A 25,773-nucleotide genomic window follows, 5' to 3' on the forward strand; every position below is an offset into this window, starting at 1 on the left:
GCGATATCAGCTCGAAGTCGCCTCTTCCTAGTGTTCTTCTCACCGGAGCGAAGCAAAGCTCAAGCAGAAGTCGACGGGGGAGAACAGAAATGCAGATCATGTGGCGCACCCAGGTCAAGCGCATCACCGTCGCGATCATCGCGACCGTGGCCGTGGCGGGTGGGGTGCAGATCGCCAACGAGGGGACGACGGCCGGCGCGAGCAACGTGACGGCGGACGCCGGCACCCCGCAGGCCCCGGCCGCGGCTCCGACGTCCACGCCGACGGCGTCGCCGGACCACGACGAGTGGGGCTGAGCGCCACACCGGACCACCCACCGAAAGGGATTCAAGTGACCACCGTCAGACCGGAACCGGCCGAACGACAGCGCGACTGGCCCGCCCTGCTGGAGACCCTGCTCGCCGGCCGGGACCTGGCCGCGGCCGACACCGCCTGGGCCATGGACCAGGTGATGCGCGGCGAGGCGACCGACGCCCAGCTCGCCGGCTTCCTCGTCGCCCTGCGCGGCAAGGGGGAGACGGTAGGTGAACTGGAGGGCCTGGTCCGCGCCATGCTCCACCACGCGGTACCCCTCGACGTACCGGGCGCCACGGTCGACGTGGTCGGTACGGGTGGCGACGGTGCCCGCACCGTCAACATCTCGACGATGTCCGCCATCGTCGCGGCCGGCGCCGGGGCCCGGGTCGTCAAGCACGGCAACCGGGCGTCGAGTTCGGCCTCGGGATCGGCGGACGTCCTGGAGGCGCTGGGCGTGACCCTGCGCCTCGCGCCGGCCCGGGTGGCGGCGCTGGTGGAGGAGGCGGGCATCACCTTCGCCTTCGCCCCCGACTTCCACCCCTCCATGCGCTACGCCGCGTCGGTCCGCAGGCAGCTCGGCATCCCGACGGTGTTCAACGCGCTCGGGCCGCTCACCAACCCGGCCCGGCCCACCGCCCAGGCGGTCGGCGTGGCCGACGCCCGGCTGCTCCCGCTGATCGCGGGGGTGCTGGCGCGGGGCGGGGGCAGCGGGCTGGTGTTCCGCGGGGACGACGGGCTCGACGAGCTCAGCGTCACCACCACCTCGACGGTGCTCAGCGTCGAGGGGGGAAGGGTTCGGGAGGAATCCTTCGACCCCCGCGACATCGGCATCCCGTTCGCCCCGGTGGACGCCTTGCGGGGCGCGGACGCGGCGTACAACGCGGAGGTGGCCCGGAGGCTGTTCGCCGGCGGCGAGCGGGGTCCCGTACGTGACGCGGTGCTGCTCTCGGCGGGCGCCGCGCTGGCGGCCGGCGAGCCGGCCCGGGGCCGCGACGTCACCGAGCGGCTGCGGGTGGCGGTCACCGCCGCCGCCGCGTCCTCGACTCGGGGGCCGCGGAGGCCGTACTGCACCGCTGGGTGCGGGCGGCGGCCGGACACACCGAAGCGCCGCTCGCCGCGGCGGGGCGGTGAACGGCGGGCGGTGAGCGCGGCGACGGACGAGGCGCGCCGCCGTGCGGCCGGGCCGACCCTTGGGAGGGGGACGGCGCGGCCGCACGGCCGGTGGCGATCGGGTCGTTCCTACCCGGCGCCGACCTTCGCCGGCCGTCGGACCGGCTCGTGCACCAGGGGTCCGTCGGCCACGTCGTCGGACTCCTTCTCGGGCGGGACCCCCCGCCGTATCCAGGACAGCGCGGGAGAGGTGATCGCCGTGGTGAGGAGGGCCATCAGGACCAGCATCGTGAACAGGCCGGGCCCGATGATCCCCAGCTCAAGCCCCAGGTTCAGCACCACCAGCTCGGTCAGGCCCCGGCAGTTCATGAGCGCCCCGATCGACATGGCGTCCCGCCATGACTGTCCGGTGGCGCGGGCGGCGCCCGAGCTGCCGCCCCACTTGCCGAGGAAGGCGACGACCATGATGGCGCCGGCCCACAGCCACATCATCGGGTCGGCGACCAGCAGCCCCACGTCGGTGCGCAGACCGGTGTTGACGAAGAACAGCGGCAGCAGGATCGGGATGGTGAAGGCCCGCAGCCGCGCCGCGCACAGCTCGATCACGCGGGAGCCGCGCGGGGTGACCACCCCGAAGACGAAGGCGCCGAACAGGGCGTGCACGCCGATCTTGTCGGTGGTGAAGGCCGACAGGCACAGCCCGCTGAACAGCACCACCAGCACCACGGAGTCGACGGTACGGGCGGCCCGTACGGCCCACTTCGCCAGCAGCGGCCGGACCGCGTAGATCATGAACGCGAGGAACAGCGCGGCCAGGCCGGCCGTGACGACGGCGTCCAGCGGCGAGCTGCTCGTGCTGACGGCGACCACGGCGGCCAGCAGGCACCAGGCGGTCACGTCGTCCACGGCGGCGCAGGCCATGGCCAGCGCGCCGATCCGGGTGTTGTAGAGGCCCCGGTCGGTGAGGATGCGGGCCAGCACCGGGAACGCGGTGATGCTCATGGACACCGCGATGAACAGGACGAACGCGAGCTGGGAGACCCCTTCGGGCGCCAGCGTGTCGTACATCAGCAGGGCCAGCCCCGAGCCGAGGACCAGCGGGAGCGCGATGCTCGCCTGGCTGACGGCGATGGCGGTACGGCTGTGCCCGCGCAGGGCGGAGAGGTTCAGCTCCAGCCCCACCAGGAACATGAACGCCAGCAGACCGATGTTTCCGAACGCCCCGGTGAACGGCAGGACCGTCCCGGGGAACAGCCATGCCTGGGCCCCGGGCCACAGCCAGCCCAGCAACGAGGGCCCCAGCAGGATGCCCACGGCGATCTCGCCGACCACCGGCGGCTGACCGAGACGGCGGAAGAGCATCGCGCCGGCCTTGCACGCGAGGATGACCGTCGGGATCGCGATCAGCAGATCGGGCAGCGGGTCACGGGCGGACACGGGCCGCCCCCTTCGAGCCGGCGGGCGCGACGAGCGGCGCGGGTAGTGCCGGCAGGGGGGCCGCCGGCGGGGGCGGCGCCGCGGCGGGCGGTCCCGGGACGGCGGTGGCGTCGGTCCAACGGGCGTATCTGCGCTTGCCGTACAGCAGCGGCTCGGCGCCGTCGTGCTGGGAGACCCGGCTGATCCGGACGAACACCGCCGTGTGGTCGCCGAACTCGACGGCCTGGGTGACGACCCCGTCGGCGATGGCGTGGGCGGCCTCCGTCAGGTGCGGGCCGCCGGCCCCCAGCGGCAGCCGCCACTCGGTGCGCTCGAAGCGGTCCGCGGCGCCCGAGGCGAACAGGTCCGAGACGGGTCGGGCGTTCTCGTGGAGCAGGTTCACCGCGACGTGGCCGCTCTCCAGGACGGCCTGCACGGTCGGGCTCTCGGTGCGCAGGCACAGCACGATGGTCGGCGGGGACAGGGCGACGCTCGCGAGGGAGCTGCACGTCATACCGCGCGGCTCCGAGCCCGCGGCGATCGTGGTGATCACCGAGACGCCGGAGGGGAAGGCCGACATCAGGGGCCTGATGTCGGCTTCGGCCCCGGCGGTGGCGGTGCCGGGGCGGACGGACGGGGACGGCTGGGACGCGTGGGACATCGCTGTACTCCTGAAGCTGGGGTGCGGCGCGGGCCCGGAAGCCGGAGGGAGGAGCCGGCTCCGGGCCTGCGCACCGGAAGTGAGCTGGGAGAGAGCCCGGGACTACTGCTTGCCGTGGAGCTGACGCAGGTAGTCGTAGGTGCTCGGGAGGGTGTCGAGCAGGTGCTGCTGCTCCTGCTTCACCTTGCCGAACATGGCCTCGGCGCCGGCCACGGAATCGGGCTTGTGCGCGAGGATCGGCAGCGGGGCGTCCGGTTCCAGACCGAGACCGGCGAAGACGCAGTAATAGCTGCCGTTGGTCCAGAAGTTGCGGAATTCCGCCTCGAAGTTTCCGTAGTACGTGGACTCGTCCGCGATCGGGGAGTTGATCGCGAGGCCGGCCTTGTACGCGGAGATCTTCTCCTGGATGTTCCTCGGGAGCGTCAGCTCCTTGTTCGCCCGCCAGAACGGCGTGTCGTTGCGCGGCGCGTAGTAGAAGTGCGCCTGGATGAAGTCGCGCGTGTCGTCGAACATCACCTCGATCTCACGGTTGAAGCTGTTGGCCAGCTCGGGGTTGAAGGTGCGGTCCGGGAAGTGCTTGGCGAGCTGGTAGATGGCGGCGGTGATGAAGTAGATGCCGGTCGATTCCAGCGGCTCCAGGAACGCCGAGGAAAGGCCGATGCTCACCACGTTGTTGACCCAGGCGCGACGGTTGCGGCCGACGCGGAACTTCACGTGGTTGAACTTCGTGGTCTCCGGGTCCAGGCCCCACAGGGCGCTGAACTCCTTCGTCGCCTCCTCCTTCGTCGTGAACTTGCTGGAATACACGTAACCGGAACCGAAACGGCCCAGCATCGGGATCTTCCAGGTCCAACCGGAGGACATCGCGATCGCGGAGGTGTACGGCTCGATGCCGTTCGCCTCGTCGTCGTGCGGGACCGCGGTGGCCACGGCGCTGTCGCACAGCAGGTGGTCGCTCATGTCGATGAACGGCTCCTCCATGGCCTGGTTGATGAGCAGGCCGCGGAAGCCGGAGCAGTCCACGAACAGGTCGGCGTCCAGCACCCGGCCGGCCTTGGTGTGCAGGGCCTTGACGAAGCCGCGCTCGTCCTTCTCCGCGTGCGTCATCTCGTCCTGGACGTGGTTCACGCCCTGCTTCTCGGTGGCGAAGCGGCGCAGGAAGTCGGCGACCAGGGCGGCGTCGAAGTGCCAGGCGTAGCGGGTGGACGGGTTGCCGTCGAGCCACTTCGGCGACAGCTTCGCGTCCATGACGGGGGGCTCGCGGAAGCAGGCGTAGTCGAACGGCTCCTCCGTCTGGCCCTCCAGCTTCGCCTTCGCCCAGTAGTGCGACATCGGGACGTTGTCGCTGTCCGGCAGGATGCCGAACGGGTGGTAGAAGTGGTCCGGGCCGCCGTTCTCCAGCGTGCGGGCGTTCGGCTCGCCCTGGCCGCCCGTGCGCCAGTTGACGAAGCGGACGGCCATCTTGAAGCTCGCGTTGCACTCCCGCATCCACTCCTCCTCGGCGATGCCGAGGTAGTCGAAGAGGACCTTGTGGAGGTTGGGGACGGTGGCCTCGCCGACACCGATCCGCGGAATCGCCGGCGCCTCCAGGACCGTGATGTCCACGGTGCCCTGGAGCGCCTTGCCGAGGTAGGCGGCGGTCATCCAGCCGGCGGTACCGCCGCCGAGGATGACGACTTTCTGAATGCGCGAGTCGGTGCCGGTCATGTGAGGGACTCTCTCTTCCGTCTGCATGGGGACTTCCGTGGTGCGATGGGAAAGAGATTCCGGCCGACCACTATGCGCCGGCTATAAACGGCCGTATGGCGGCGATATAGCGGATTGGCCGAATCTCGTCAGGCTGTATCCGCACCCCGCAACTCCCAGCAGAGGATGGCTGCATCAGATGCCGTACGACGAAGGGACGAAGGGAATCCTCTCCACCGTGGGAGGAACTCCGCTCATTGAACTGGAGCGTTTGCTGCCGGGCCTCGGCTCGCGGGTGTTCGCCAAGGTGGAGCGGTTCAATCCCGGAGGAAGTATCAAGGACCGCTCGGCACTTTCCATGGTGCTGGCGCGCATCAGGACCGGGGAACTCGTTCCCGGCAAGTCCACCGTCATCGAATCGAGTTCGGGCAACCTCGCCATCGGACTCGCCCAGATCTGCGGCTATTTCGGACTGCGTTTCATCTGCGTCGTGGACGCCCGCACCACCCGCCAGAACGTGGCGATCCTGCGGGCCTACGGGGCCGAGGTCGAGATCGTCGTCGACCCCGACCCGGCCACCGGCGAACTGCTGCCGGCCCGCCTGCGCCGCGTCGCCGACCTCGTCGCCGAGACCCCGGACGCGTACTGGCCCGACCAGTACTCCAACCCCCTCAACCCGATCGCCCACCAGACCACGATGCGCGAGATCGCCGAGGCCCTCGACGGCCGCGTCGACCAGCTCGTCGTGTCCGCCGGCACCAGCGGCACCCTCGGCGGCTGCGCCGAGTACGTCCGCCGGCACGGCATGACCACCACCATCAACGCGGTGGACGCCCTCGGCAGCGTGCTCTTCGGCCCGCAGGAACGCCGCACCCGGCTCATCCCCGGCCACGGCGCCTCCGTCGTGCCCCGACTGCTGCGCCCGTCGGACGCCGACCGGGTCATCCACGTCAGCGACCTCGACTGCGTCGTCGGCTGCCGGCGCCTCGTACGCCACGAGGCCGTCCTCGCCGGCGGCTCCTCCGGGGCCGTCGTCTCGGCGCTGGAACGGATCGCCCCGGACATCATCCCCGGCTCGAACGTGGTGCTCGTCCTGCCCGACGGCGGCGACCGCTACCTGGAGACGATCTACGACGACGCCTGGGTGTACCGCCAGTTCGGCGAGGTCTCGCACCTCTGGAAGGACCCCCGGCCCGTCGGGGTCACTGCGCACCTGGTCGATATAGGCCACCGATAGCGGCCGCTCCCACCATCGACCCATCGGTCACCACGCACGCCCCCACCACCCACCCCACCACCCAGGTCCGGTACGGACCGCCCCTCATCGGAGGTATTTCGGATGACCACCCAGATCCCCGCCCTCGACGCCGAGCGCAAGGAGCAGATCAAGGAAATCGTCTGCGACATCCTCGAACTCGACCTCGACGAGGTGACCGAGACGAGCCTCTTCAAGGAGGAGCACGACGCGGACTCGCTGCGCACCATCGAGATCCTCGCCTCCCTGGAGCGTGTCTTCGGCATCACGCTGGAGCAGGCCGAGCTCAGCCGCATGGTCAACCTGGTCGGCGTGTACGCCGTGATCGCGGAGGCCGAGGGCAAGTGACGTCCCAGACGGCCGCGACAGGGCAGCGCGCCGCTGCCCGGCACCGGGTGGTGATCACAGGTCTCGGTGTCGTGACGAGCATCGGCACGGGCGTGGACGCCTTCGCCGAGGGCCTGCGGGCCGGACGCAGCGGGGCCAAGCCCATCAGCGCGTTCGACACCACCGGCTTCGCCCATTCCAACGCCTGCGAGATCACCGACTTCGAGCCGGAGGCCTGGCTGCGCGAGCTGCCGGCCGACGAGCTCGGCCGGGCCGCCCAGTTCGCGGTCGCCGGGGCCCGTATGGCCGTGGCCGACGGCGGACTCACCGAGGCCGACGTCCGGGCCCGGCGCTCCCTGGTCTCCATCGGCACCACCGACGGCGAGTCCCGCGACCTGGACCACCTCACCGGGCTCCAGGTCGCCCAGGGCGAGGACACCCTCGACCCCGTGGTGGCCCGCCGCGTCTGGCCGGGCCGGCTCTCCGCCGGCATCGTCCGCGAACTCGGCCTGGAGGACGTGGAGACGGTCACCGTCCCCACCGCCTGCGCCGCCGGGAACTACGCCGTCGGCTACGGCTACGACGCCATCAGCTCCGGCGACGTCGAGATGGCCCTGTGCGGCGGGGCCGACGCCCTGTGCCGCAAGACCTTCACCGGCTTCTACCGACTCGGCACCATCGCCCCCGACGTCTGCCGGCCCTTCGACGCCGACCGGCAGGGCATCCTCACGGGTGAGGGCGCCGGCATCCTCCTCATGGAGTCGCTGGAATCCGCGCTGGCCCGCGGCGCCCGGATCTACGCCGAGGTCCTCGGCTACGGCCTGTCCTGCGACGCCAGCCACCCGGTCGCCCCCGACCGGGACTCGATCGCCCGCTGCATCACCGCGGCCCACGCCAACGCCGGGATCACCCCCGCCGACGTGGACTTCATCTCCGCGCACGGCACCGGGACCAAGGCCAACGACGTGACCGAGGTCGGAGCGATCCGCCAGGTGTTCGGCGAGGACCTGCCGCGCACCGTCTCCATCAAGTCGATGATCGGCCACACCATGGGCGCCGCCAGCGCCCTGGCCTCGGCGGCCTGCGCCCTCGCCCTGCGCGAGGGATTCATCCCGCCGACCATCAACCACCGCACCACCGACCCCGAGTGCGGCGTGGACTGCGTACCGAACGAGGCGGTCGAGGCCGACCTCAAGGTCGTACAGAACAACGGACTCGCCTTCGGCGGCAACAACGCCGTCCTGGTCCTCGGCCACTGGGAAGACAGGAGCGCGGTCGCATGAGCGGACACGCGGAAGCCGGCGAACGCCGGCTCGTCATCTCCGGCTGGGCGGTGACCTCCCCGTACGGGCTGGGCCGACGGTCCTTCGCCGAGGGACTCCTCGCGCGGACCACGGCGACCGCCGCCGTCGACACCGCCGCCTGGCCCGTCCCCTACGAGGACGCGGGCCTGATCCCGGACTTCGACATCAGATCCGTCCTCGGCCGCAAGGGCACCCGGTCCATGGACCGGGCCACCGGGATCGCCGTCGTCACCGTCGGTGAACTCCTGGAGGACTTCGGCCAGGGCCTGGCCGCCGACCCGGAGAAGACCGGCCTCGTGCTCGGCACCTCCGGCAGCGTCCAGTCCATCATGGACTTCACCAAGGACGCGCTGACGGGGGAGAAGCCCTACCTCGTCGACCCGGCCCGCTTCCCCAACACGGTGATGAACTGCCCGACCGGCCAGAGCGCCATCCGGCACACCCTCAAGGGCCCCAACGTCACCGTCTCCGGCGGCTCCGCCACCGGCCTGCTGGCCCTGAACTACGCCTCCCGGCTGCTGCGCGGCGGTCACGCCAACGCGCTGCTGGCCGGCGCGGCCGAGGAGTTCTCCGTCCAGCGGGCCCGCCTGGAGCGGGTCGCCGACCACGGCGGCGCCGAGGCCGACCCGCTCGGCGAGGGCGCGGCGCTGTTCCTGCTGGAGAGCGGGGAGGCCGCCCGTGAGGGAGGCCGACGGGTGCTCGCCACCGTGCTCGGCTCCCGCTTCCGGGCCTTCCCGGAGACCGGCCGGGCCGGGGCCGCGCTGTCCCGGTGCGTCGCCGAGGTGCTTTCCGACGCCGGCGTGGCCGCCGCCGACGTGGCCCTCGTCGCCCCCGGCACGCCGCCCGGACTGCTCGGCAAGCAGGAGGAGGCCGCGCTCGACGCGGTGGCGGGCGAACGGATCCCCGTGCGCCCCCTCGTGGGCGACGCCACCGCCGCGTCGGCCGCGTTCCAGCTGGCCGCCGTCCTGGCCCATGCCGGCGCCCGGCCGGCCCTGGTGGACCGGCTCGCGCTGGTCACCGCCCTGGACCGGGACGGCACCGTCGGAGCCACCCTGCTGCGGCTCGGCTGACCCGTCGGGGGGCGCCCGTCCGCGACCCCCGCCCCGGTCCCTGTGCCGTTTCCCCCACCCCGTTCCCGCGCGTCCCCCCCCGTTCTCGCGCGTCCCCGCGTCCCGAAGAGACCCGAAAGAGAGGCATCTATCCATGTCCGAGACACCGAGGCCGGTAGCCCTCGTCACCGGCGGCTCCCGCGGTATCGGCCGGGCCGTGGTGGAGACCCTGGCACGGGACGGCCATGACGTGGCCTTCTGCTTCCAGTCCAACGAGGAGGCCGCCCGGCTCGCCGCGAAGTGCGCGCGGGCCCTGGGCGCGCGGGTGCTCTTCCGCCGCGTGGACGTCACGGACCGCGAGCAGGTCCGGGCCTTCACCGCCGAGGCCGAAACGGAGCTGGGACCGGTGGACGTGCTGGTCACCGCCGCCGGCATCGTCCGCGACAGCCACCTGGCGATGATGAAGGACGAGGACTGGGACGCGGTGGTCCGCACCAACCTCGACGGCACCTTCAACTTCGCGAAGGCACTGGCCTTCCCGATGATGAAGCGCCGCCGCGGCACCATCATCACCCTGTCCTCGGTCGCCGCCGCGGGCAACCCCACGCAGAGCAACTACGCGGCCACCAAGGCCGGGATCATCGGCTTCACCAAGGCCCTGGCCAAGGAATCCGGCCGCAGCGGCCTGCGCGCCAACGCCGTGGCCCCCGGTTTCATCGCCACCGACATGGTCGGCGGTCTGTCCGAGAAGCACGCCAAGGAGATGACGGCGCGGATCCCGCTCGGCCGCTTCGGCGAGGCGCACGAGGTCGCCGAGCTGGTGTCCTTCCTCGCCTCCGACCGCGCCGCGTACATCACCGGACAGGTCTTCCACATCGACGGCGGACTGGTCGTCTGACCCGGCCCGACCCGTTCGCCCCGCCCGACCGACAGAGGAGTCCGACATGGCCGGCCGTGCCGCCAAACCGCCCCGGTTCTACTTCAACCTGCGCAGCCCCTACAACTTCTTCGCCCTGCACGACCTGGAGCGCGACCACCCCGAGCTGCTCGACCGCCTCGCATGGCACCCGTTCTGGGAGCCGGACGAGACGAGCGCCGAGCTGCTGGAGCGGGCGCGCGGGCAGTTCCCGTACACGCCGATGACCCGCGCCAAGCAGTTCTACATCCTGCGCGACGTACGCCGCCTCGCCGCCGCCCGGGGCCTCGCCCTGACCTGGCCGGCCGACCGCGCGCCGTGGTGGGAGCCGGCCCACCTGACCTGGTTCCTCGCCGTCGACGCGGGCCTGGGCCGGGAGTGGGTGGCCCGCGCCGGACGGGCCCGCTGGCTGGAGGGCCGCGACATCTGCGACCCGGACACCGTCCTCGAACTCGCCGTGGAGATCGGCCTCGACGCCGACGCCGTCAAGGGCGCCACCGACAACGCGGAGCTGCGCGAGCGGGCCACCGCCGCGCTGCTGAACGTGCAGCGCGACGGCGTCTTCGGCGTCCCCTACTTCATCAACGGCAGCGAGCCGTACTGGGGCCTGGACCGCGTCGCGGAGTTCGCCGCCTCCTTCCGGGACGCCGAGCCGGTGGAGAGCGCCGCGCCCGCCGAGGCCGAGCTGGCCGTCGTCGGCGCCGGACGCACGACGGACATGAGCCACGCGGGAGGCTGCGGATGACCGCCGTGACGCACGCGGAGACGGCAGCGCCGCCGCACACGGCGCGCGCCCTGCCGCTGACCGCCATCCAGCAGTCCATGTGGACCGCCTACCAGGTCTCGCCCGAGGCCTCCGCCTACAACATCGTCATGCCCCTGCGGCTGCGCGGCCGGGTCGACCCCGCCGCGATGGACGCCGCCGTCACCGCCGTCGGCGCCCGCCAGGAGCTGCTGCGCTCCGTCTTCACCGAGAGCGCCGCCGGCGTCCGGCGCACCGTCAGCGAAAAGCCGCTGGTCCGCCTGGAGTTGCGCGACCTCGACGGCGCCGACGAGGAGACCCTCCACCGGGCCGCCGAGGAGGCCGGCGCCCGCCCCTTCCGGCTGGAGTCCGGGGCCTTCCGCGTGGTGCTGCTGCGCCGCACCGACGAGGACTGGGCCCTGGTCACCTCCGCCCACCACATCGTCAGCGACTTCACCTCCCGCTGGCTGCTGGTGCGCGACGTCCTCGACGCCTACGAGGGCTTCGCGACCGGCGAGGAGCCCCGCTGGCGGCCCATCCCCGGCTCCTACGACGACCACACCACCGAGGAGCTGCGCTACACCGCCTCCGAGGCCGGCCTGCGCGCCGCCGAGGTGTGGAAGGAGTCCGTCGGGCAGGCCCCCGCCGCCGAACTCCCCCTGGACCGCCCACGCCCCGCACTGCGCTCCTACCAGGGCGCGACCGTCGTACGGGAGCTGGCGAAGGACACCACCGACGCCCTCGCCGGCGCGGCCAAGGAGGTCGGGGCCACCCCGTTCGCGTACCTCCTCGCCGTCTTCCAGGCCCTCACCCACCGCTGGACCGGACAGGACGCCTTCGTGCTCGGCGTGCCCGCCACCAGCCGCATGGGCCGGGCGCAGCGCGACGTCATCGGCTGCTTCCTCAACACCATGCCGGTCCGGGCCGACTTCACCGCCGGTTCCACCTTCCGCAGCGCGGCCGAGCAGGCCGGGCAGCGGGTCATGGGCGGCATGGTCAACGTCCGCTACCCGTGCGCGCTGGCCTTCCCCCGGGCCACGGTGTTCCGTACCGCCCTGTTCCTGGTCCAGATGGACCGCATGGAGCCGCCGGTGCCGAACGTCCCGCCGGGCGCCGCCGAGGGGCCGTCCGTCCCGTACGCCGGGCTGGACATCGCCCTGATCGACGTGCCGCAGCAGGAGGGCCAGCTCGACCTGCTGCTGCGCATCGAGCAGACCCCGCAGGGCGTCACGGCCGTGTTCTCGTACGACACGGACGTGCTCGACCGGGAGACGGTCGCGCGCTTCGCCGACGGCTACGAGCGGATGCTCGCGGCGGCCGTCGCCGCGCCCGACACCGCCGTCACCGACGTGGAACTGGCCGGCGCCGCAGAGCTGGAGGCGCTGCTCGCGCTGGGCTCCGGCGGCGGGTCCGACCTCGGCTCCTTCGACGGGGCCGACGACTTCGAGTCCTTCGAGAGTGCCTGGGAGTACCGGTGAGCCTGAAAGTGGCCGTGATCGGCGCCGGACTGGGCGGGCTGACCGCCGCGGCGGCCCTGTACGCCCGGGGCCTGGACGTCGAGGTGTACGAGCGGGGCGAGGCCCTGCGCGAACAGGGCGTCGGCATGCACCTGGGCCCCAACGCGACCCGGCTGCTGGAACGCCTCGGGCTCGGCCCGCGCCTGGCCGAACTGGCCGTTCGTCCCGACGCCCTGGAGGTGCGGGCCTTCCACAACGGCGCGAAGGTCGCCGAGCAGGAGATGGGCGAGGCCTGGGAGCGGCGGTACCGCGCCCCCTACCTCACCGTCCACCGCGGTGACCTGCACCGCATGCTGACCACCCTCGTGCCCGCCGAACGGGTCCACACCGGCCGGGAGTTGGTCGGCTTCACCGAGGACGCCGACGGGGTGCTGCTGGAGTTCGCCGACGGCGGCGCCGCCCGCGCGGACGTCCTGATCGGCGCGGACGGGGTGCACTCGGCGGTGCGCCGCGCGGTCGCCGGCGAGGACGCCCCGGTGTACTCCGGCAACAGCGCCCTGCGCGGACTCGTCGACGCGGCGGACGTGCCCGACCTGGACCCGAAGCGCATGTACATGTTCGCGGGCCCCGCCGCCCGGGTGCTGTGCTACCCGGTCGGCGGCGGGCGGCAGTTCACGTACGTCGCCGTCACCCCCTCGCCCGAGGGCGACGCCGAGTCCTGGACCTCGGCCTGCGAGCGGGCCGACCTGGACGCCGTCCTCACCGGATGGGCGCCCGAGGTGCGGGCCCTGGTGGACGCGGCGGGCGAGGTGCGCCGCTGGGCCCTGTACGACCGGGCCCCGCTGGAGCGGTGGAGCACGCCCCGGACGACCCTGCTCGGCGACGCCGCCCACCCGATGCTGCCCCACCACGGGCAGGGCGCGAACCAGGCCGTGGAGGACGCGGTCGCGCTCGCCGTGTGCCTGGCGCGGGCGAGCGAGGACGCCGAGGGCGTCGCGGGCGCCCTGGAACGCTACGAGGCGCTGCGCCGGCCGCACACCACCCGCGTGCAGCTCGGCTCCCGCGAGGGCGCCCGGCCCGCCCCGCAGCAGGGCGGCCGTCCCGCCGGCGGGGTCAACGCCGCCGCCGCGGACGTCTCCTGGATCCTCGACCACGACGTCGAGGCCGCTCTGGAGGAGACCGCTCCGGCGGAGGCGGCCCTGGAGGAAACCGTCCCCCTCGTCGCCTGAACCGCCCCGCCCCACGGGCCCCCGACGCCACCCGGCGTCGGGGGCCCGTCGCGTTGCGCCGGCTCGTATATGCGCTCGATAGGGCATCGATAGCGCCCTCTTCAAGGATGGGCGACACCTGACCACGCGAAGGGAACAGCGATGAGCGAACAGCAGAACGAGAACCGGGCCGAGACGGTCTACCGCGTCGTCCTCAACGACGAGGAGCAGTACTCGATCTGGTGGGCCGACCGTGAACTTCCCGCCGGCTGGCGGGCCGAGGGCACCGAGGGCACCCGCGACGCCTGCCTCGCCAAGATCACCGAGCTGTGGACCGACCTGCGCCCCGCGAGCCTGCGCCGCCGGATGGCCGCCGGCTCCGCCGCCTGACCATCCGGACGTTCGCGCCACCCCGGGCCCCAGGGCCCGGGAGGCGGCCGACGCCCCCCACGATCCCGATGAAGGAGAGAACGTGAACGACCGTACGCAGTCGGGATCCGCCCCCGGCCGTCTGCTGCTGCCCGCCCTGTTCAGGGCCCGGGCCGCCCGCACCCCGCAAGCCCCCGCCGTCCTCGCCGGAGGCGGAGCCTGCCTGACGTACGCCGCCCTGGAACGGCTCGCCGTCCGCTACGCCGGCGCGCTGCGCGCCGCCGGGGTGGCCCCGGGCGACTTCGTCGGCGTGTGCCTGCCGCGCGGCCCCGAGCTGATCGCCGCGCTGCTCGGCGTCTGGTTCGCGGGCGGGGCCTACGTCCCGCTCGACCCGACCTACCCCGAGGCCCGACTCGCCCTGGTCCTGGAGGACTCCGGCGCGCGGGTCGTGCTCACCGGCCAGGGCACGGCGGCCCGGCTGCCCGGCTCCGTCACGTCCCTGGACGTCACGGCGGACGAGGTCACCGCGCCGGCTGCCGTCGACGTCGAGGCCTGCGACGGCTTCCCGGTGGCCCCCGACCCGGCCGGGCCCGCGTACATCCTGCACACCTCCGGCTCCACCGGCCGGCCCAAGGGCGTCGTCGTGCCCCACGCCGGCATCGCCAACCGGGTCCGCTGGCTGGCCCACCGGCACAAGCTGGGTCCCGCCGACCGGTTCCTGCTCAAGACCACCGTCGGCTTCGACGCCGCCGGACTGGAACTGTTCTCGCCGCTGATCAGCGGGGGAGCGGTGGCCATCGCCCCGCAGGACGCCGAGCGCGACCCCGCCGCGCTGCTGCGCGCCGTCGCCGAGCACGGCGTCACCGTCCTGCAGGGCGTTCCCTCCGTCTACCGCCGGCTGGTCGAGCAGTCCGGCTGGGAGAACGCCGAAGCCCTGCGGCTGATCTTCAGCGCCGGCGAGCCGCTGCACGCCGAACTGTGCCGTGCGCTGGCCGAACGCGCCCCGCGCGCCGAGATCTGGAACACCTACGGGCCCACCGAGGCCTCCGTCGACATCACCGAGCACCGCTGGGACCCGGCGCAGGAGACCGGCGCCGTCCCCATCGGCCGGCCCATCGCCCACATGCGGGCCCTGGTCCTCGACCCGGCCGGCCGACCCGTGCCCGTCGGCGTCCCCGGCGAACTGCACGCCGGCGGCGTCGGCCTGGCCCTCGGCTACCGGGGCCGCCCGGACCAGACCGCCGAGCGGTTCGTGCCCGACCCCTACGGTCCGCCCGGCGAGCGGCTCTACCGCACCGGCGACCGCGTCCGTTGGCTGGCCGACGGCACCCTGGAGTACCTGGGCCGCCTCGACCACCAGGTGAAGGTCAACGGCGTCCGCATCGAGACCGGCGAGGTCGAGGCCGCGCTCGCCGCCCACCCGTGGGTGCGCGCGGCCGTCGCCGCCGCCGTCCCCGACGGCTCCGGCGGTTACCGGCTCGTCGCCTGGGTGCAGTCCCGCGGTGAACACCTGCGCCCGGAGGAACTGCGCACCTTCCTGCGCCGTTCGCTGCCCGATCCGCTGATCCCGTCCCTGTTCGTGCCCGTCGCCGAGTTCCCGCTCACCGCCAACGGCAAGATCGACCGCTCGGCCCTGCCCGACCCGGCCGCCGCGGCCGCCGCCGCCGAGAGCGCGCACGTGCCCGTACGCACCGCCGCCGAGCGGATCGTCGCCGAGCAGTGGGGCGCCCTCCTCGACATCCCCGCCGAGCGGATCGGCGTCGGCAACGACTTCTTCCAGCTCGGCGGGGCCTCCCTGCTGCTGAGCCAACTCGCGCAGGCCCTGTCCGCCGCCTCCGGCGTCCAGGTCCCGCTGCGCGCGCTGTTCACCGCCACCACCGTCGAGGCCCAGGCCGCGCTGCTCACCGAAGCCCCCGCGCCCATCGACGCGCGGACGGCCCATGCCGCCGACGACACCGTGCGGCCCGTGCCGCGCCCCGACGGGGGACTGCCCCTGTCGCCCGGCCAGCAGGGCCTGTGGCTGATGGACCGGATGCGGCCCGGCAGCGCCGAGTGGAACGCGCCGGTCTTCATCACCCTGCCCCCCGCCTACACCGACGAGACCCTCACCGCCGCCCTGACCGCGCTCGCCGAGCGCCACGAGATCCTGCGCACCCGCTACGTCCTGCGCGCCGCCGAGCCCGTGCAGATCGTCGACGCCGAGGCCCGCGTCGAGCTGCGCACCACCCGCGCGGGCACCGCCGCCGCCCGCAACGCCCTCATCGAGGACGAGTTCAGCCGCCCCTTCGACCTGGAGAACGGCCCCGTCTGGCGGGCCCTCCTCGTACGCGGCGCCGACAGCCTGCACCTGGTGCTGTCCATCCACCACATCGCCTGCGACGGCTGGTCCTCGGTGGTCCTGGAACGCGACCTGTTGGCCCTGGCCGAGGCCGTCCACCACGGTACGAGCGCCGAACTGCCCGCCTTGCCCGTCCAGTACGCCGACCACGCCGTCCACCAGCGCCGCCGGCTGTCCGGCGCCGCCGCGGCCGAGGAGAGCGCCCACTGGAAGCGGGCCCTGGAGGGGATCGTCGCCGTCGACCTGCCCGCCGACCGGCCCCGCCCGGCCGTCCGCGACGGCATCGGCGCGGCCCACGTCTTCACCGTCCCCGCGCCGCTCGCCGAACGGGCCGCCGCCCTCGGCCGGGGCCACGGCGCCACCCTCCAGCAGACCCTGCTGACCGCCTTCGCCACCCTCGTGGCGCGGCTGACCGGCCACTGGGACGTGCCGGTCGGCGTGCCCGTCGCCGGCCGGGAGCGGCCCGAGGTCGCCGACGTCGTCGGCTTCTTCCTCAACACGCTGGTCATACGCTGCGACGCGCCGGCCGACGCCACCTTCGCCGAGGCCCTGGTCCGCGTACGCGACACCGCGCGCACCGCCTTCGCCCACCAGGACCTGCCCTTCGACCGGCTCGTCGCCGAACTCGACGAGGCCCGCGACCCCGGCCGCACCCCGCTCTACCAGGTCATGTTCGACCTGCACGAGGAAGGCCGCACCGGCACCGCCGCCGCCGAGGGCGACATCGAGGCCTTCCGGGGCGCCTGGCGCAGCGCCCGTACCGACCTCACCTTCGTCCTCCAGCGCCAGGGCGACGGCTCCCTGCTCGGCCTCGTCGAGTACGCCACCTCCCTGTTCGACCGCGCCACCGTCGAACGGTTCGCCGACGGCTGGGTGCGCCTGCTGGAGTCCCTCGTGGACGACCCGCGCGTGCGCCTCGACCGGGCCCCGATGCTGCCCGACGCCCTGCGCCGGGAGATCCTCGCGCTCGGCCCCGGCGCCCCCGAACCGGGTGCGTCGCCCGCGCCCGACGACACCGTGCACACCGTCATCGCGGCCGTCGCCCGCACCTCCCCGGACGAGATCGCCGTCGTCTGCGGCGAGGAGCGCTGGACCTACGGCCGCCTGGAGCGCCGCGCCGAGGCCTTCGCCCGGCGGATGCGGGAGCTCGGCGCCGGCCCCGAGACCACCGTCGCCGTCCTGCTCGGCCGCACGCCCGACCTGATCGCCGCCTACCTCGGCATCTGGAAGGCCGGCGCCGCCTACGTTCCGCTCGACGCGTCGGCCCCCGACGAGCGCCTCGGCTACGTCCTGGACGACGCCCGGGTCGGGCTGCTCGTCTCCGACCTGGCCGGTGCCGCCCGGCTGCGCGCCCGGCACGACGGCCCCTGGCTGGCCGTCGACACCGACGAGCGACTGGCTGCGTTCGACCGGGCGGCCGGCGCCGCCACGGCCACGACCGCCACGGCCACGACCGCCACGGCCGGCGCCGACGAGGCCGCCGACGCGACGGGCGCCGCCGACGCCCTCTCCGCAGCCCCCGCAGCCCCCGCCCTCGCCGCCGGCGAGCCCGCGCTGACCGCCGACGGCCTCGCCGCCTGGTTCGCGCTCGGCGCCCGCCCCACCGAGGACGGGCAGGGGGACCGGGCCGACTCCGCCCGCCTCGCCTACCTCATGTACACCTCCGGCTCCACGGGCCGCCCCAAGGGCGTCGCCGTCGAACACCGCACCCTGCTCGCCATGCTGCGCGCCTCGCAGGCCCACCTGGACTTCGGCCAAGGCCCCGACGACGCCTGGCTGGCCCTCGCCCAACCCACCTTCGACATCTCCTGCACCGAGCTGCTGATGCCGCTCGTCGCCGGCGGCCGGGTGGTACTCGCCCAGGAGCGCGACCTCGCCGACCACGCCGCGCAGCTGCGGCTCATCGAGGAGCACGGCGTCAGCCACCTCCAGGTCGCCCCGCCGCACTGGCAGATGCTCATCGACGCGGGCCTCGGCCGGCGCCCGCTCGTCGGCCAGACCGGCGGCGAGCCCTGCCCGCCCGCCCTGGCCCGGGAGCTGTCCCGCCGACTGCTGCGCTTCGTCAACGAGTACGGGCTCACCGAGACCACCATCGCCGCCACCCGCTGGGACGCCGAGGACACCGCCGTCTCCGTTCCCGTCGGCCGCGCCTACCCGCACGTGAGCGCCCGCGTCCTCGACGCGTACCTGGAGCCCGTCCCGTACGGGGTCACAGGCGAGCTGTGCATCGGCGGCGAGGGACTGGCCCGCGGCTACCACGGCCGCCCCGACCTGACCGCCGCCTCCTTCGTCCCCGACCCGTACGGCGCCCCCGGCGCCCGGCTCTACCGCTCCGGCGACCGCGCCCGGATGCTGCCCGACGGCACGCTGGAGTTCGCCGGCCGCGCCGACGGCCAGACCAAGATCCGGGGCCGGCGCGTGGAGACGGGGGAGGTGCAGGGCGTCCTCGCCGAACACCCCGGCGTCGCGCAGTGCGCCGTCGTCGTCCACGGCAGCGGCCCCACCGCCGCGCTCGTCGGCTACTGGGTCCCGCGCGGCGACAACCCGCCCGGCGACGGAGCCCTCCTCGACCACTGCGCCCGCCGCCTGCCGGACTACATGGTCCCCGCGCTGCTGGTGCCGGTCCCCGAGATCCCGCTCACCCGCCACAACAAGGTCGACGTGTCGGCGCTGCCCGCCCCCGACCTCGCCGCCGCCCTCTCCGACGAGGCCTACACCGCGCCCGAGGGGCCGGTCGAGGAGATCGTCGCCGAGATCTGGGCGGAGGTCCTCGCCGGGGAGGACGGCACCACCCGCCGGATCGGCGCCCGCCAGGGCTTCTTCCGGATCGGCGGCAACTCCGTCCTCGCCGCCCGCGTCATCGCCCGCCTCCAGGAGGAGTTCGACGTCGAGCTGCCGCTGCGCGCCGTCTTCGAACACCCCACCGTCGCCGGCCTCGCCGCCGCCGTCGAGGAGGCCGTCCGCAGCGAGATCGAAACCCTCGACCACGCCGAACTCGCCATCGCCCACAGGGAGTACCAGCCGTGACCGCACCCACCGCACCCACGCAGGAAGAGCTGCGGGCGGAACTGCTGCGCAGGCGGCTCGCCGGCCGCGCCGGTCGCGGCGAGGGCCGCGCCCCGGCCCGTACGGGCATCCCGCGCGCCGACCGCGGGGCGCCGCTCGCGCTCTCCGCCGGCCAGCGCCAGCTGTGGTTCCTCCACCAGCTCGACCCGGACAGCCCCGAGTACCTGCTGCCGCTCGCCCACCGGCTGCGCGGCACCCTGGACGAGCGCGCCCTGCGCCGCTCCTTCGACGCCCTCGCCGCCCGCCACGAGATCCTGCGCACCCGTTACGTCATCGACGGCGCCGAGCCCCGCCAGGTCATCGACCCGGCCGGCCCCGTCGACTACGCGGTCAGCGAGATCACCGGGGTCGCCGAGGCCGACCGGGACGCCGCCGCCACCGCCTTCGCCCAGGCCCGCGCCGGCGAGGTCTTCGACCTGGCGACCCAGGCCCCGCTGCGCGTGCGGCTGCTGCGCCTGGCCGCCGACGACCACGTCCTGGTCGTCGTCATGCACCACATCGCCTGCGACGCCCTGACCCGGCCGCTGCTCCTCGCCGACCTCGCCGCCTGCTACCGGGCCGCCGGCGCCGTCACCGGCCCCCTGGACGGGGTCCTGCCCGAGCCGCCCGTGCAGTACGCCGACTACGCGGCCTGGCTGAACGCCCGCCAGAGCGGCCCCGCCGCCGAGGCGGCCCTCGACTGGTGGCGTGGCCGGCTCGCCGGCATCGAGCCGCTCGGTCTGCCCACCGACCGGCCGCGGCCCTCCGTACGCGGCTGGGCCGGCGCGGTGACCGAGTTCGACGTGCCCGCCGCCGACGCGCGGCGGCTGCGGGCGCTGGCCGAACAGGAGGGCGCCACCCTCTTCATGGTCCTGCTCAGCGCCTACCAGGCCCTGCTGGGCCGCTACACCGGCAAGCAGGACGTCGCCGTCGGCACCGCCGTCTCCGGCCGCACCCGCCCCGAACTCCGGCAGATGGCCGGCTACGCGTACAACAGCCTCGTCCTGCGCGGCCGTTGGCAGGGCGACCCGGGCTTCCGTGAGCTGCTCGCCGGCAACCGCTCGTGCGTCCTGGACGCCTTCGACCACCAGGACACCCCCTTCGACCGGATCGCCGACGAGCTGGAACCCCAGCGGGACCTGTCGACCACCCCGCTCTTCCAGGTGATGTTCGACCTGGCCTCCGGCCAGGGCTCCGACAGCCCCGACCTGCCCGGCCTCACCGTCACCCCGGTCGCCGCCCAGGGACGCATCGCCCGCTTCGACCTCACCATGCACCTCGCGGAGCGCCCCGACGGCTCCCTGCACGGCGCCCTGGAGTACGCCACCGACCTGTTCGAGGCCGCCACCGCCGAGCGGATCGCCGGCCACTACGCGGCCCTGCTCACGGCCGTCGCCGACGACCCCGACGCCCCGCTGTCCACGCTGGACTTCCTCGGCGCGGCCGAACGCGCCCTGCTGCTCGACGGCCCCGCCGAACCCGTCGGCGCCCCCGTCGACCAGGCCGCCCTGCGGCCCGTCTTCGAGACCATCGCCGAACAGATCGCCGCCACCCCGGACGCCGTCGCCGTCCGGCACGCCGACGGCGACCTCACGTACGCCGAACTCGACGCCCGCGCCGACCGGTTCGCGCGCCGCCTGCTCCAGCTGGGCGTGCGCCCCGACGAGACCGTCGGCGTCCTCCTCGACCGAGGCCCCGACCTCGTCGCGGCCCTCCTCGGGATCTGGCGCGCCGCCGCCGCCTACGTCCCCATCGACCCGGGCTACCCCGACGAGCGCATCGCCTTCATGCTCGGCGACACCGGCACCCGCCTCGTCGTCACCCAGTCCCGGCACGCCGACCGCTTCGACGACGCCGAACTCGTCGTCATCGACGACCCGGCCGAACGGACCGCGCTGGCCACCGCCGAGGCCGAACTGCCCACCGCCTTCGACCTCGACCAGCTCGCCTACGTCATCTACACCTCCGGCTCCACCGGCCGCCCCAAGGGCGTCCTCATCGGACACCGGGGCCTGGCCAACTACCTCACCTGGACGGTCGGCGCCTACGCCACCGCCGGCGCCGGCGGCGCCCCGCTGTTCTCCTCCGTCGCCTTCGACCTCGGCGTGCCCGACCTGTACGCCCCGCTGATGACCGGCCAGGCCGTGCACCTGCTGCCGCAGGACCTCGACACCGCCGACCTCGGCGCCCTGCTCGCCGAAGGGGGACCGTACGCCTTCATCAAGCTCACCCCCGGCCACCTCGACCTGCTCGCACAGCAGTTGACCGACGAGCAGGTCCGCGACCTCGCCGGCCTGGTCATCGCCGCCGGCGACTCCTTCACCCACCGCCTCGCCGAACGCTGGGCGGCCGCCGCCGGCCCCGACGGCACCCGACTCGCCGCCGAGTACGGCCCCACCGAGATCACCGTCGGCAACTCCGCCTACTTCCTCGCCCCGGACGGCGCCCCCGACGGCCCGACCGCGACCGGCTCCCTCACCACCGGCTCCCTCACCCCAGAGCTTGTCTCCATCGGCCGCGCCATCCCGCACACCACCATGTACGTCCTGGACGAGCGGCTGCGCCCGCTGCCCGTCGGCGTACCCGGCGAGGTGTGGATCGGCGGCATCGGCCTGGCCCGCGGCTACGCCGGCCGCCCCGACCTGACCGCCGAACGCTTCCTGCCCGACCCCTACGGCGCCCCCGGCGCCCGCATCTACCGCACCGGCGACCTCGCCCGGGTCCTGCCCGACGGCAATCTGGACTTCGTCGCCCGCGTCGACCACCAGGTCAAGCTGCGCGGCTACCGCATCGAACTCGGCGAGATCGAGTCCGCCCTCACCGACCGCCCCGCGATCGCCGAGGCCGTCGCCCTGGTCCGCGAGGACACCCCCGGCGACAAGCAGCTCGTCGCCTACGTCGTCCCCGCCCCCGGCGCCCCCGAGGCGGAACTCGCCCCGGCCGCCCTGCGCGACGCGCTCGGCGAGGCCCTGCCCGCCTACATGATCCCCTCCGCCTACCTGACCCTGGACGCGCTCCCGCTCACCGCCAACGGCAAGCTCGACCGGCGGGCCCTGCCCGCCCCCGGTCGCGCGGCCACCACCGTCGGCGAGCACGTCGAGGCCCGCGACGCCGCCGAGGCCTCCATCGCCGCCGTCTGGGCGAAGGTCCTCGGCCTGGAGACGGTCGGCGTCCACGACAACTACTTCGACCTCGGCGGGGACTCCATCCGCGCCGTCACCCTCGTCGGCGCGCTGCGCGAGGCCGGCTGGGAGACCACCGTCCGCGACGTCTTCGAGCACCGCACCGTCGCCCGGCTCCGCGCCGCCCTCGCCGACCAGGTCGGCGACGGCGCCGCCGAACGGACCGACGGACCCGTCGCGCCCTTCGCCTTGATCTCCGAGGAAGACCGGGCCGCCCTGCCGGCGGACGTCACCGACGCCTACCCCGTCTCCCGGATCCAGGCGGGCATGCTCGTCGAGATGCACGGCCGCAGCGGCGAGAACCGCTACCACAACATCACCTCCTTCCGGATCCGCGACGAACTCCCCTTCGACCCCGAGGCGTTCCAGCGGGCGGCCGACCTGATCGTCGAGCGGCACGAGGTCATGCGGACGTCGTTCGCCCTCACCGGCTACGGCGAGCCCCTCCAGCTGGTGCACGCCGTCGGTACCGTGTCGATGCCGTGCCTCTTCGAGGACCTGCGCGGGCTGCCGCGCGAGGACCGCGAGTCCGCGCTGTGGTCCTTCGCCGACCGCGACCGCGAGGACCTCTTCGACCTCGCCGTCGCCCCGCTCATGCGGATGGCCGTCCACCTCGTCGACGACGAGAGCTGGTGGCTGTCCATCACCGAGTGCCACCCCGTCATCGAGGGCTGGAGCTACCACTCCCAGCTCATGGAGATGCTCCGCGCCTACCGGGCGATCCGCACCGGCGGCGAACCCGACCCGGCCCCACCCGCGCCGGCCGTCCGCTACGCCGACTTCATCGCCGGCGAGCTGCGCTCCCTGCAGTCCCCCGAGGACCGCGACTACTGGCGCGAACTGGTCGACGGGCACGAGAAGTTCACGATCCCGACCGGCTGGGCGGGCGACCCCCGCGCCGCCGACGAGCGCTACCGGATGGACATCGAGCTCGGCGAGCTGGAGCCGGGCCTGCGCGCCCTGGCCTCGGCCGCGCAGGTCCCGTACAAGAGCGTCCTGCACGCGGCGCACAGCAAGGTCCTGTCGCTGCTCACCCGGGCCGGGAACTTCCGCGGCGGCATGGTCGCCGACGCCCGCCCCGAGGAGGCCGGCGCCGAGCGGGTCTCCGGCATGTACCTCAACTCGGTGCCCTTCCCCTACCGCAAGGGCGCCGCGACCTGGGGCGAGCTCGCCCAGGAGGTCTTCGCCCGCGAGGTCGAGCTGTGGCCGCACCGCCGCTACCCGATGCCCGCCATGCGTGCGGCCGGCGGCGAGAGCCACCTCATCGACGTCCTCTTCCACTACCTCGACTTCCACCAGGTCGACGTGGAACTCATCGACATCATGGCCAGCCGCGACGACAGCCCCAACGAGTTCCCGCTCGTCGTCGGCACCCCCGTACGCGGCCGGCTGTCGATCGCCTCCCGCACCCGGACCCTGGCCAAGGCCCACGCCGAACGGCTCGCCGCCCTCTACAAGGCCGTGCTCACCGACATGGCCCGCACCGGGGCCGACGGCGACGCCACCACCGGCTTCCCCACCCCGCAGGAGCACTACCGCCTCACCGCGCCCGCCCTGCCCCACCCCGAGACCCCGCGCGACACGCTCGCCGGTTTCGAGGCGCAGGCCGCCCGGACCCCCTGGGCCACCGCCCTGACCGGCGCGGGCACCGGCGCCGACGGCACCTCCTACGCCGCCCTGGACCGGCGGGCCAACCGCATCGCCCGCCGGCTGCGCGCCCTCGGCGCCGGCCCCGAGACCCGGGTCGCCGTCCTCCTGGACCGCGGACCGGAACTCGTCGCCGCCCTGCTCGGCGTGTGGAAGGCGGGCGCCGCCCAGGTGCCCGTCGACCCCTGCACCCCGGACGCCCGGGTGGCCGCCCTCGGCTTCGACCTCGCGCTCACGCGGGAGGCGTACGCCGACCGGTTCGCCGCGCGGCTCGCCGGGCGGATCCTGACCGTCGAGGAGGTGGGCGAGGAGACCGACGCGAGCCCGCTGGGCCTGACCCTGGACCCCGACCGGCTCGCGTACGTCCTGCACACCTCCGGCTCCACCGGCACCCCCAAGGGCGTCGAGATCAGTCACCGCTCCCTCGCCCACTACCTCGACTGGGCCGTACGGGCCTACGCCGAGGCCGGCTCCGGCGGCGCGCCGTGGTTCACCTCGGTCGGCTTCGACCTGGGCATGCCCGCCCTGTACGCGCCGCTGCTGACCGGACAGCCGGTGCGGCTGCTGCCGCAGAACTGGCAGCCCGAGGAGTTCGGTCCGCTGCTGATGGCCGGGGCACCGTACTCCTTCGTCGGCCTGACCCCCGGCCACCTCCAACTCCTCGAAGCGCAGCTCGACGACCGCGAGCTCGGCGGCCTCGCCGGGATCGCCGTCTGCGCCGGCGACGCCTACCCCACCGCCCAGGCCGAACGGGTCACCGCCCGCATCGCCGCCGGCGGCGGCCGGATGCTGCTCGGCGCCGAGTACGGGCCCACCGAGGCCACCGTCGCCGCCACCTTCGGGCACGTGCGGCCCAACTCCCGGCGCACCCTCGTCCCCCTCGGCTCGAACCTGCCCGGGGCCCTGCTGCGGATCCTCGACGACCGGCTGCGCCCGGTGCCCGACGGGATCACCGGCGAGCTGTGGCTCGGCGGCGAGGGGCTGGCCCGCGGCTACGCCGGGGCGCCCGCCCTGACCGCCGAATCGTTCCTGCCGGACCCGTACGGCCTGCCCGGCACCCGCCTCTACCGCACCGGCGACCTGGCGCGGATGCTGCCCGGCGGCGTCCTGGAGTTCACCGGCCGCGCCGACGAGCAGGTCAAGATCCGCGGCCACCGCGTCGAACCCGGCGAGGCCGAGGCCGCCCTGGTCGCCGACCCGGCCGTCCGCGAGGCGCTCGTGACGCCGGTGGACGCGGCCGACGGAGGCAAGCGGCTCGCCGCCTGGGTGGTGCCCGTCGACGGGTGCTCCGTCGAGGTTCCCGCCCTGCGCGAGCGGCTGCGGTCCGTCCTGCCCGCCGCCGCCATCCCCGCCGCCGTCACCGTCGTCGCCCGCCTGCCGCTCACCGCGAACGGCAAGCGCGACAAGGCCGCGCTCGCCTCCCGCGAGGCCACCGCGACCCCGCTCCCGTACACCGCGCCGCGCACCGACCTGGAGAAGGTGCTCGCCGAGGTCTGGTCCGAGGTCCTCGGCCTCGAACGGGTCGGCGTCCACGACGACTTCCGCGACCTCGGCGGCGACTCGCTGCTCGTGGCCCCGCTGCTCGTCACCGCCCGCCGACACGGGCTCACGCTCGACCTCGCCACCGCCCTGCGCCACCACACGGTCGCCCGCACCGCGGCGGCGCTCGAAGCACGCGAAGTACTCGAAGCACGCCAAACACTCGAAGGCCGCCAGACCACCGCGCCCGAAGCCGGCGCCGACCACCCCGAGAAGGGCTGATCC

Annotated in this window: 15 protein-coding genes and 1 pseudogene; 13 read left to right on the plus strand and 3 right to left on the minus strand. The window is 74.1% G+C overall.

Annotated features, from left to right (window positions below):
- The first annotated feature begins 89 nt into the window (after positions 1 to 89).
- Positions 90 to 296 carry a hypothetical protein gene (locus M4D82_RS25530; RefSeq protein ID WP_249768262.1) on the plus strand — a complete coding sequence of 69 codons (207 nt, stop codon included), beginning with the start codon at positions 90 to 92 and terminating at the stop codon, positions 294 to 296.
- 29 nt (positions 297 to 325) lie between these two features.
- Positions 326 to 1,428 (plus strand): annotated as a pseudogene (gene trpD / locus M4D82_RS25535) (anthranilate phosphoribosyltransferase).
- Between the two features lie 108 nt (positions 1,429 to 1,536).
- Here trpD and M4D82_RS25540 read toward each other — a convergent pair.
- The 3 genes from M4D82_RS25540 to M4D82_RS25550 form a co-directional block, all read right to left on the minus strand.
- Positions 1,537 to 2,844 carry a cation:proton antiporter gene (locus M4D82_RS25540; RefSeq protein WP_249768263.1) on the minus strand — a complete coding sequence of 436 codons (1,308 nt, stop codon included), beginning with the start codon at positions 2,842 to 2,844 and terminating at the stop codon, positions 1,537 to 1,539.
- Positions 2,831 to 3,484: a flavin reductase family protein gene (locus M4D82_RS25545; RefSeq protein ID WP_249768264.1), complete on the minus strand. Its 654-nt coding sequence runs from the start codon at positions 3,482 to 3,484 to the stop codon at positions 2,831 to 2,833. Before M4D82_RS25545 ends, M4D82_RS25540 begins: the two co-directional genes overlap by 14 nt.
- A gap of 102 nt (positions 3,485 to 3,586) precedes the next feature.
- The gene (locus M4D82_RS25550; RefSeq protein ID WP_249768265.1) at positions 3,587 to 5,191 is read right to left on the minus strand and encodes a tryptophan halogenase family protein; all 1,605 of its coding nucleotides are present in this window, start codon (positions 5,189 to 5,191) and stop codon (positions 3,587 to 3,589) included.
- 178 nt (positions 5,192 to 5,369) lie between these two features.
- Between M4D82_RS25550 and sbnA the strand changes: the two genes are divergently transcribed.
- From sbnA to M4D82_RS34125, 11 genes are all read left to right on the plus strand, one after another.
- On the plus strand, positions 5,370 to 6,407 hold the full coding sequence (sbnA, locus tag M4D82_RS25555; RefSeq protein WP_249768266.1) for a 2,3-diaminopropionate biosynthesis protein SbnA: 1,038 nt from the start codon (positions 5,370 to 5,372) through the stop codon (positions 6,405 to 6,407).
- A 102-nt stretch (positions 6,408 to 6,509) separates the two neighbouring features.
- Complete coding sequence (locus M4D82_RS25560; protein ID WP_249768267.1) at positions 6,510 to 6,773, plus strand: acyl carrier protein; 264 nt, start codon at positions 6,510 to 6,512, stop codon at positions 6,771 to 6,773.
- Positions 6,770 to 8,035 carry a beta-ketoacyl-[acyl-carrier-protein] synthase family protein gene (locus tag M4D82_RS25565; protein WP_249768268.1) on the plus strand — a complete coding sequence of 422 codons (1,266 nt, stop codon included), beginning with the start codon at positions 6,770 to 6,772 and terminating at the stop codon, positions 8,033 to 8,035. Before M4D82_RS25560 ends, M4D82_RS25565 begins: the two co-directional genes overlap by 4 nt.
- Complete coding sequence (locus M4D82_RS25570) at positions 8,032 to 9,126, plus strand: beta-ketoacyl synthase N-terminal-like domain-containing protein (protein ID WP_249768269.1); 1,095 nt, start codon at positions 8,032 to 8,034, stop codon at positions 9,124 to 9,126. The genes M4D82_RS25565 and M4D82_RS25570 overlap by 4 nt, the downstream gene beginning before the upstream one ends.
- A 133-nt stretch (positions 9,127 to 9,259) precedes the next feature.
- Positions 9,260 to 10,003 (plus strand): 3-oxoacyl-ACP reductase FabG, encoded by a 744-nt coding sequence (fabG, locus tag M4D82_RS25575; RefSeq protein WP_249768270.1) that lies wholly within the window; start codon positions 9,260 to 9,262, stop codon positions 10,001 to 10,003.
- 46 nt (positions 10,004 to 10,049) lie between these two features.
- Positions 10,050 to 10,766 carry a 2-hydroxychromene-2-carboxylate isomerase gene (locus M4D82_RS25580; RefSeq protein WP_249768271.1) on the plus strand — a complete coding sequence of 239 codons (717 nt, stop codon included), beginning with the start codon at positions 10,050 to 10,052 and terminating at the stop codon, positions 10,764 to 10,766.
- Entirely contained in the window at positions 10,763 to 12,241 is a 1,479-nt protein-coding gene (locus M4D82_RS25585) for a condensation domain-containing protein (RefSeq protein WP_249768272.1), read from the plus strand. Before M4D82_RS25580 ends, M4D82_RS25585 begins: the two co-directional genes overlap by 4 nt.
- Complete coding sequence (locus M4D82_RS25590) at positions 12,238 to 13,449, plus strand: FAD-dependent monooxygenase (protein ID WP_249768273.1); 1,212 nt, start codon at positions 12,238 to 12,240, stop codon at positions 13,447 to 13,449. The genes M4D82_RS25585 and M4D82_RS25590 overlap by 4 nt, the downstream gene beginning before the upstream one ends.
- 141 nt (positions 13,450 to 13,590) lie before the next feature.
- Positions 13,591 to 13,818 carry an MbtH family protein gene (locus M4D82_RS25595; RefSeq protein WP_249768274.1) on the plus strand — a complete coding sequence of 76 codons (228 nt, stop codon included), beginning with the start codon at positions 13,591 to 13,593 and terminating at the stop codon, positions 13,816 to 13,818.
- An 82-nt stretch (positions 13,819 to 13,900) separates the two neighbouring features.
- Positions 13,901 to 19,162 carry a non-ribosomal peptide synthetase gene (locus tag M4D82_RS25600; RefSeq protein WP_249768275.1) on the plus strand — a complete coding sequence of 1,754 codons (5,262 nt, stop codon included), beginning with the start codon at positions 13,901 to 13,903 and terminating at the stop codon, positions 19,160 to 19,162.
- Positions 19,159 to 25,770 (plus strand): non-ribosomal peptide synthetase, encoded by a 6,612-nt coding sequence (locus M4D82_RS34125; RefSeq protein ID WP_283844507.1) that lies wholly within the window; start codon positions 19,159 to 19,161, stop codon positions 25,768 to 25,770. The genes M4D82_RS25600 and M4D82_RS34125 overlap by 4 nt, the downstream gene beginning before the upstream one ends.
- Positions 25,771 to 25,773: the final 3 nt, after the last annotated feature.

Origin of the sequence: Streptomyces sp. RerS4 (genome assembly GCF_023515955.1) — a bacterium.
Lineage (GTDB): Bacteria > Actinomycetota > Actinomycetes > Streptomycetales > Streptomycetaceae > Streptomyces.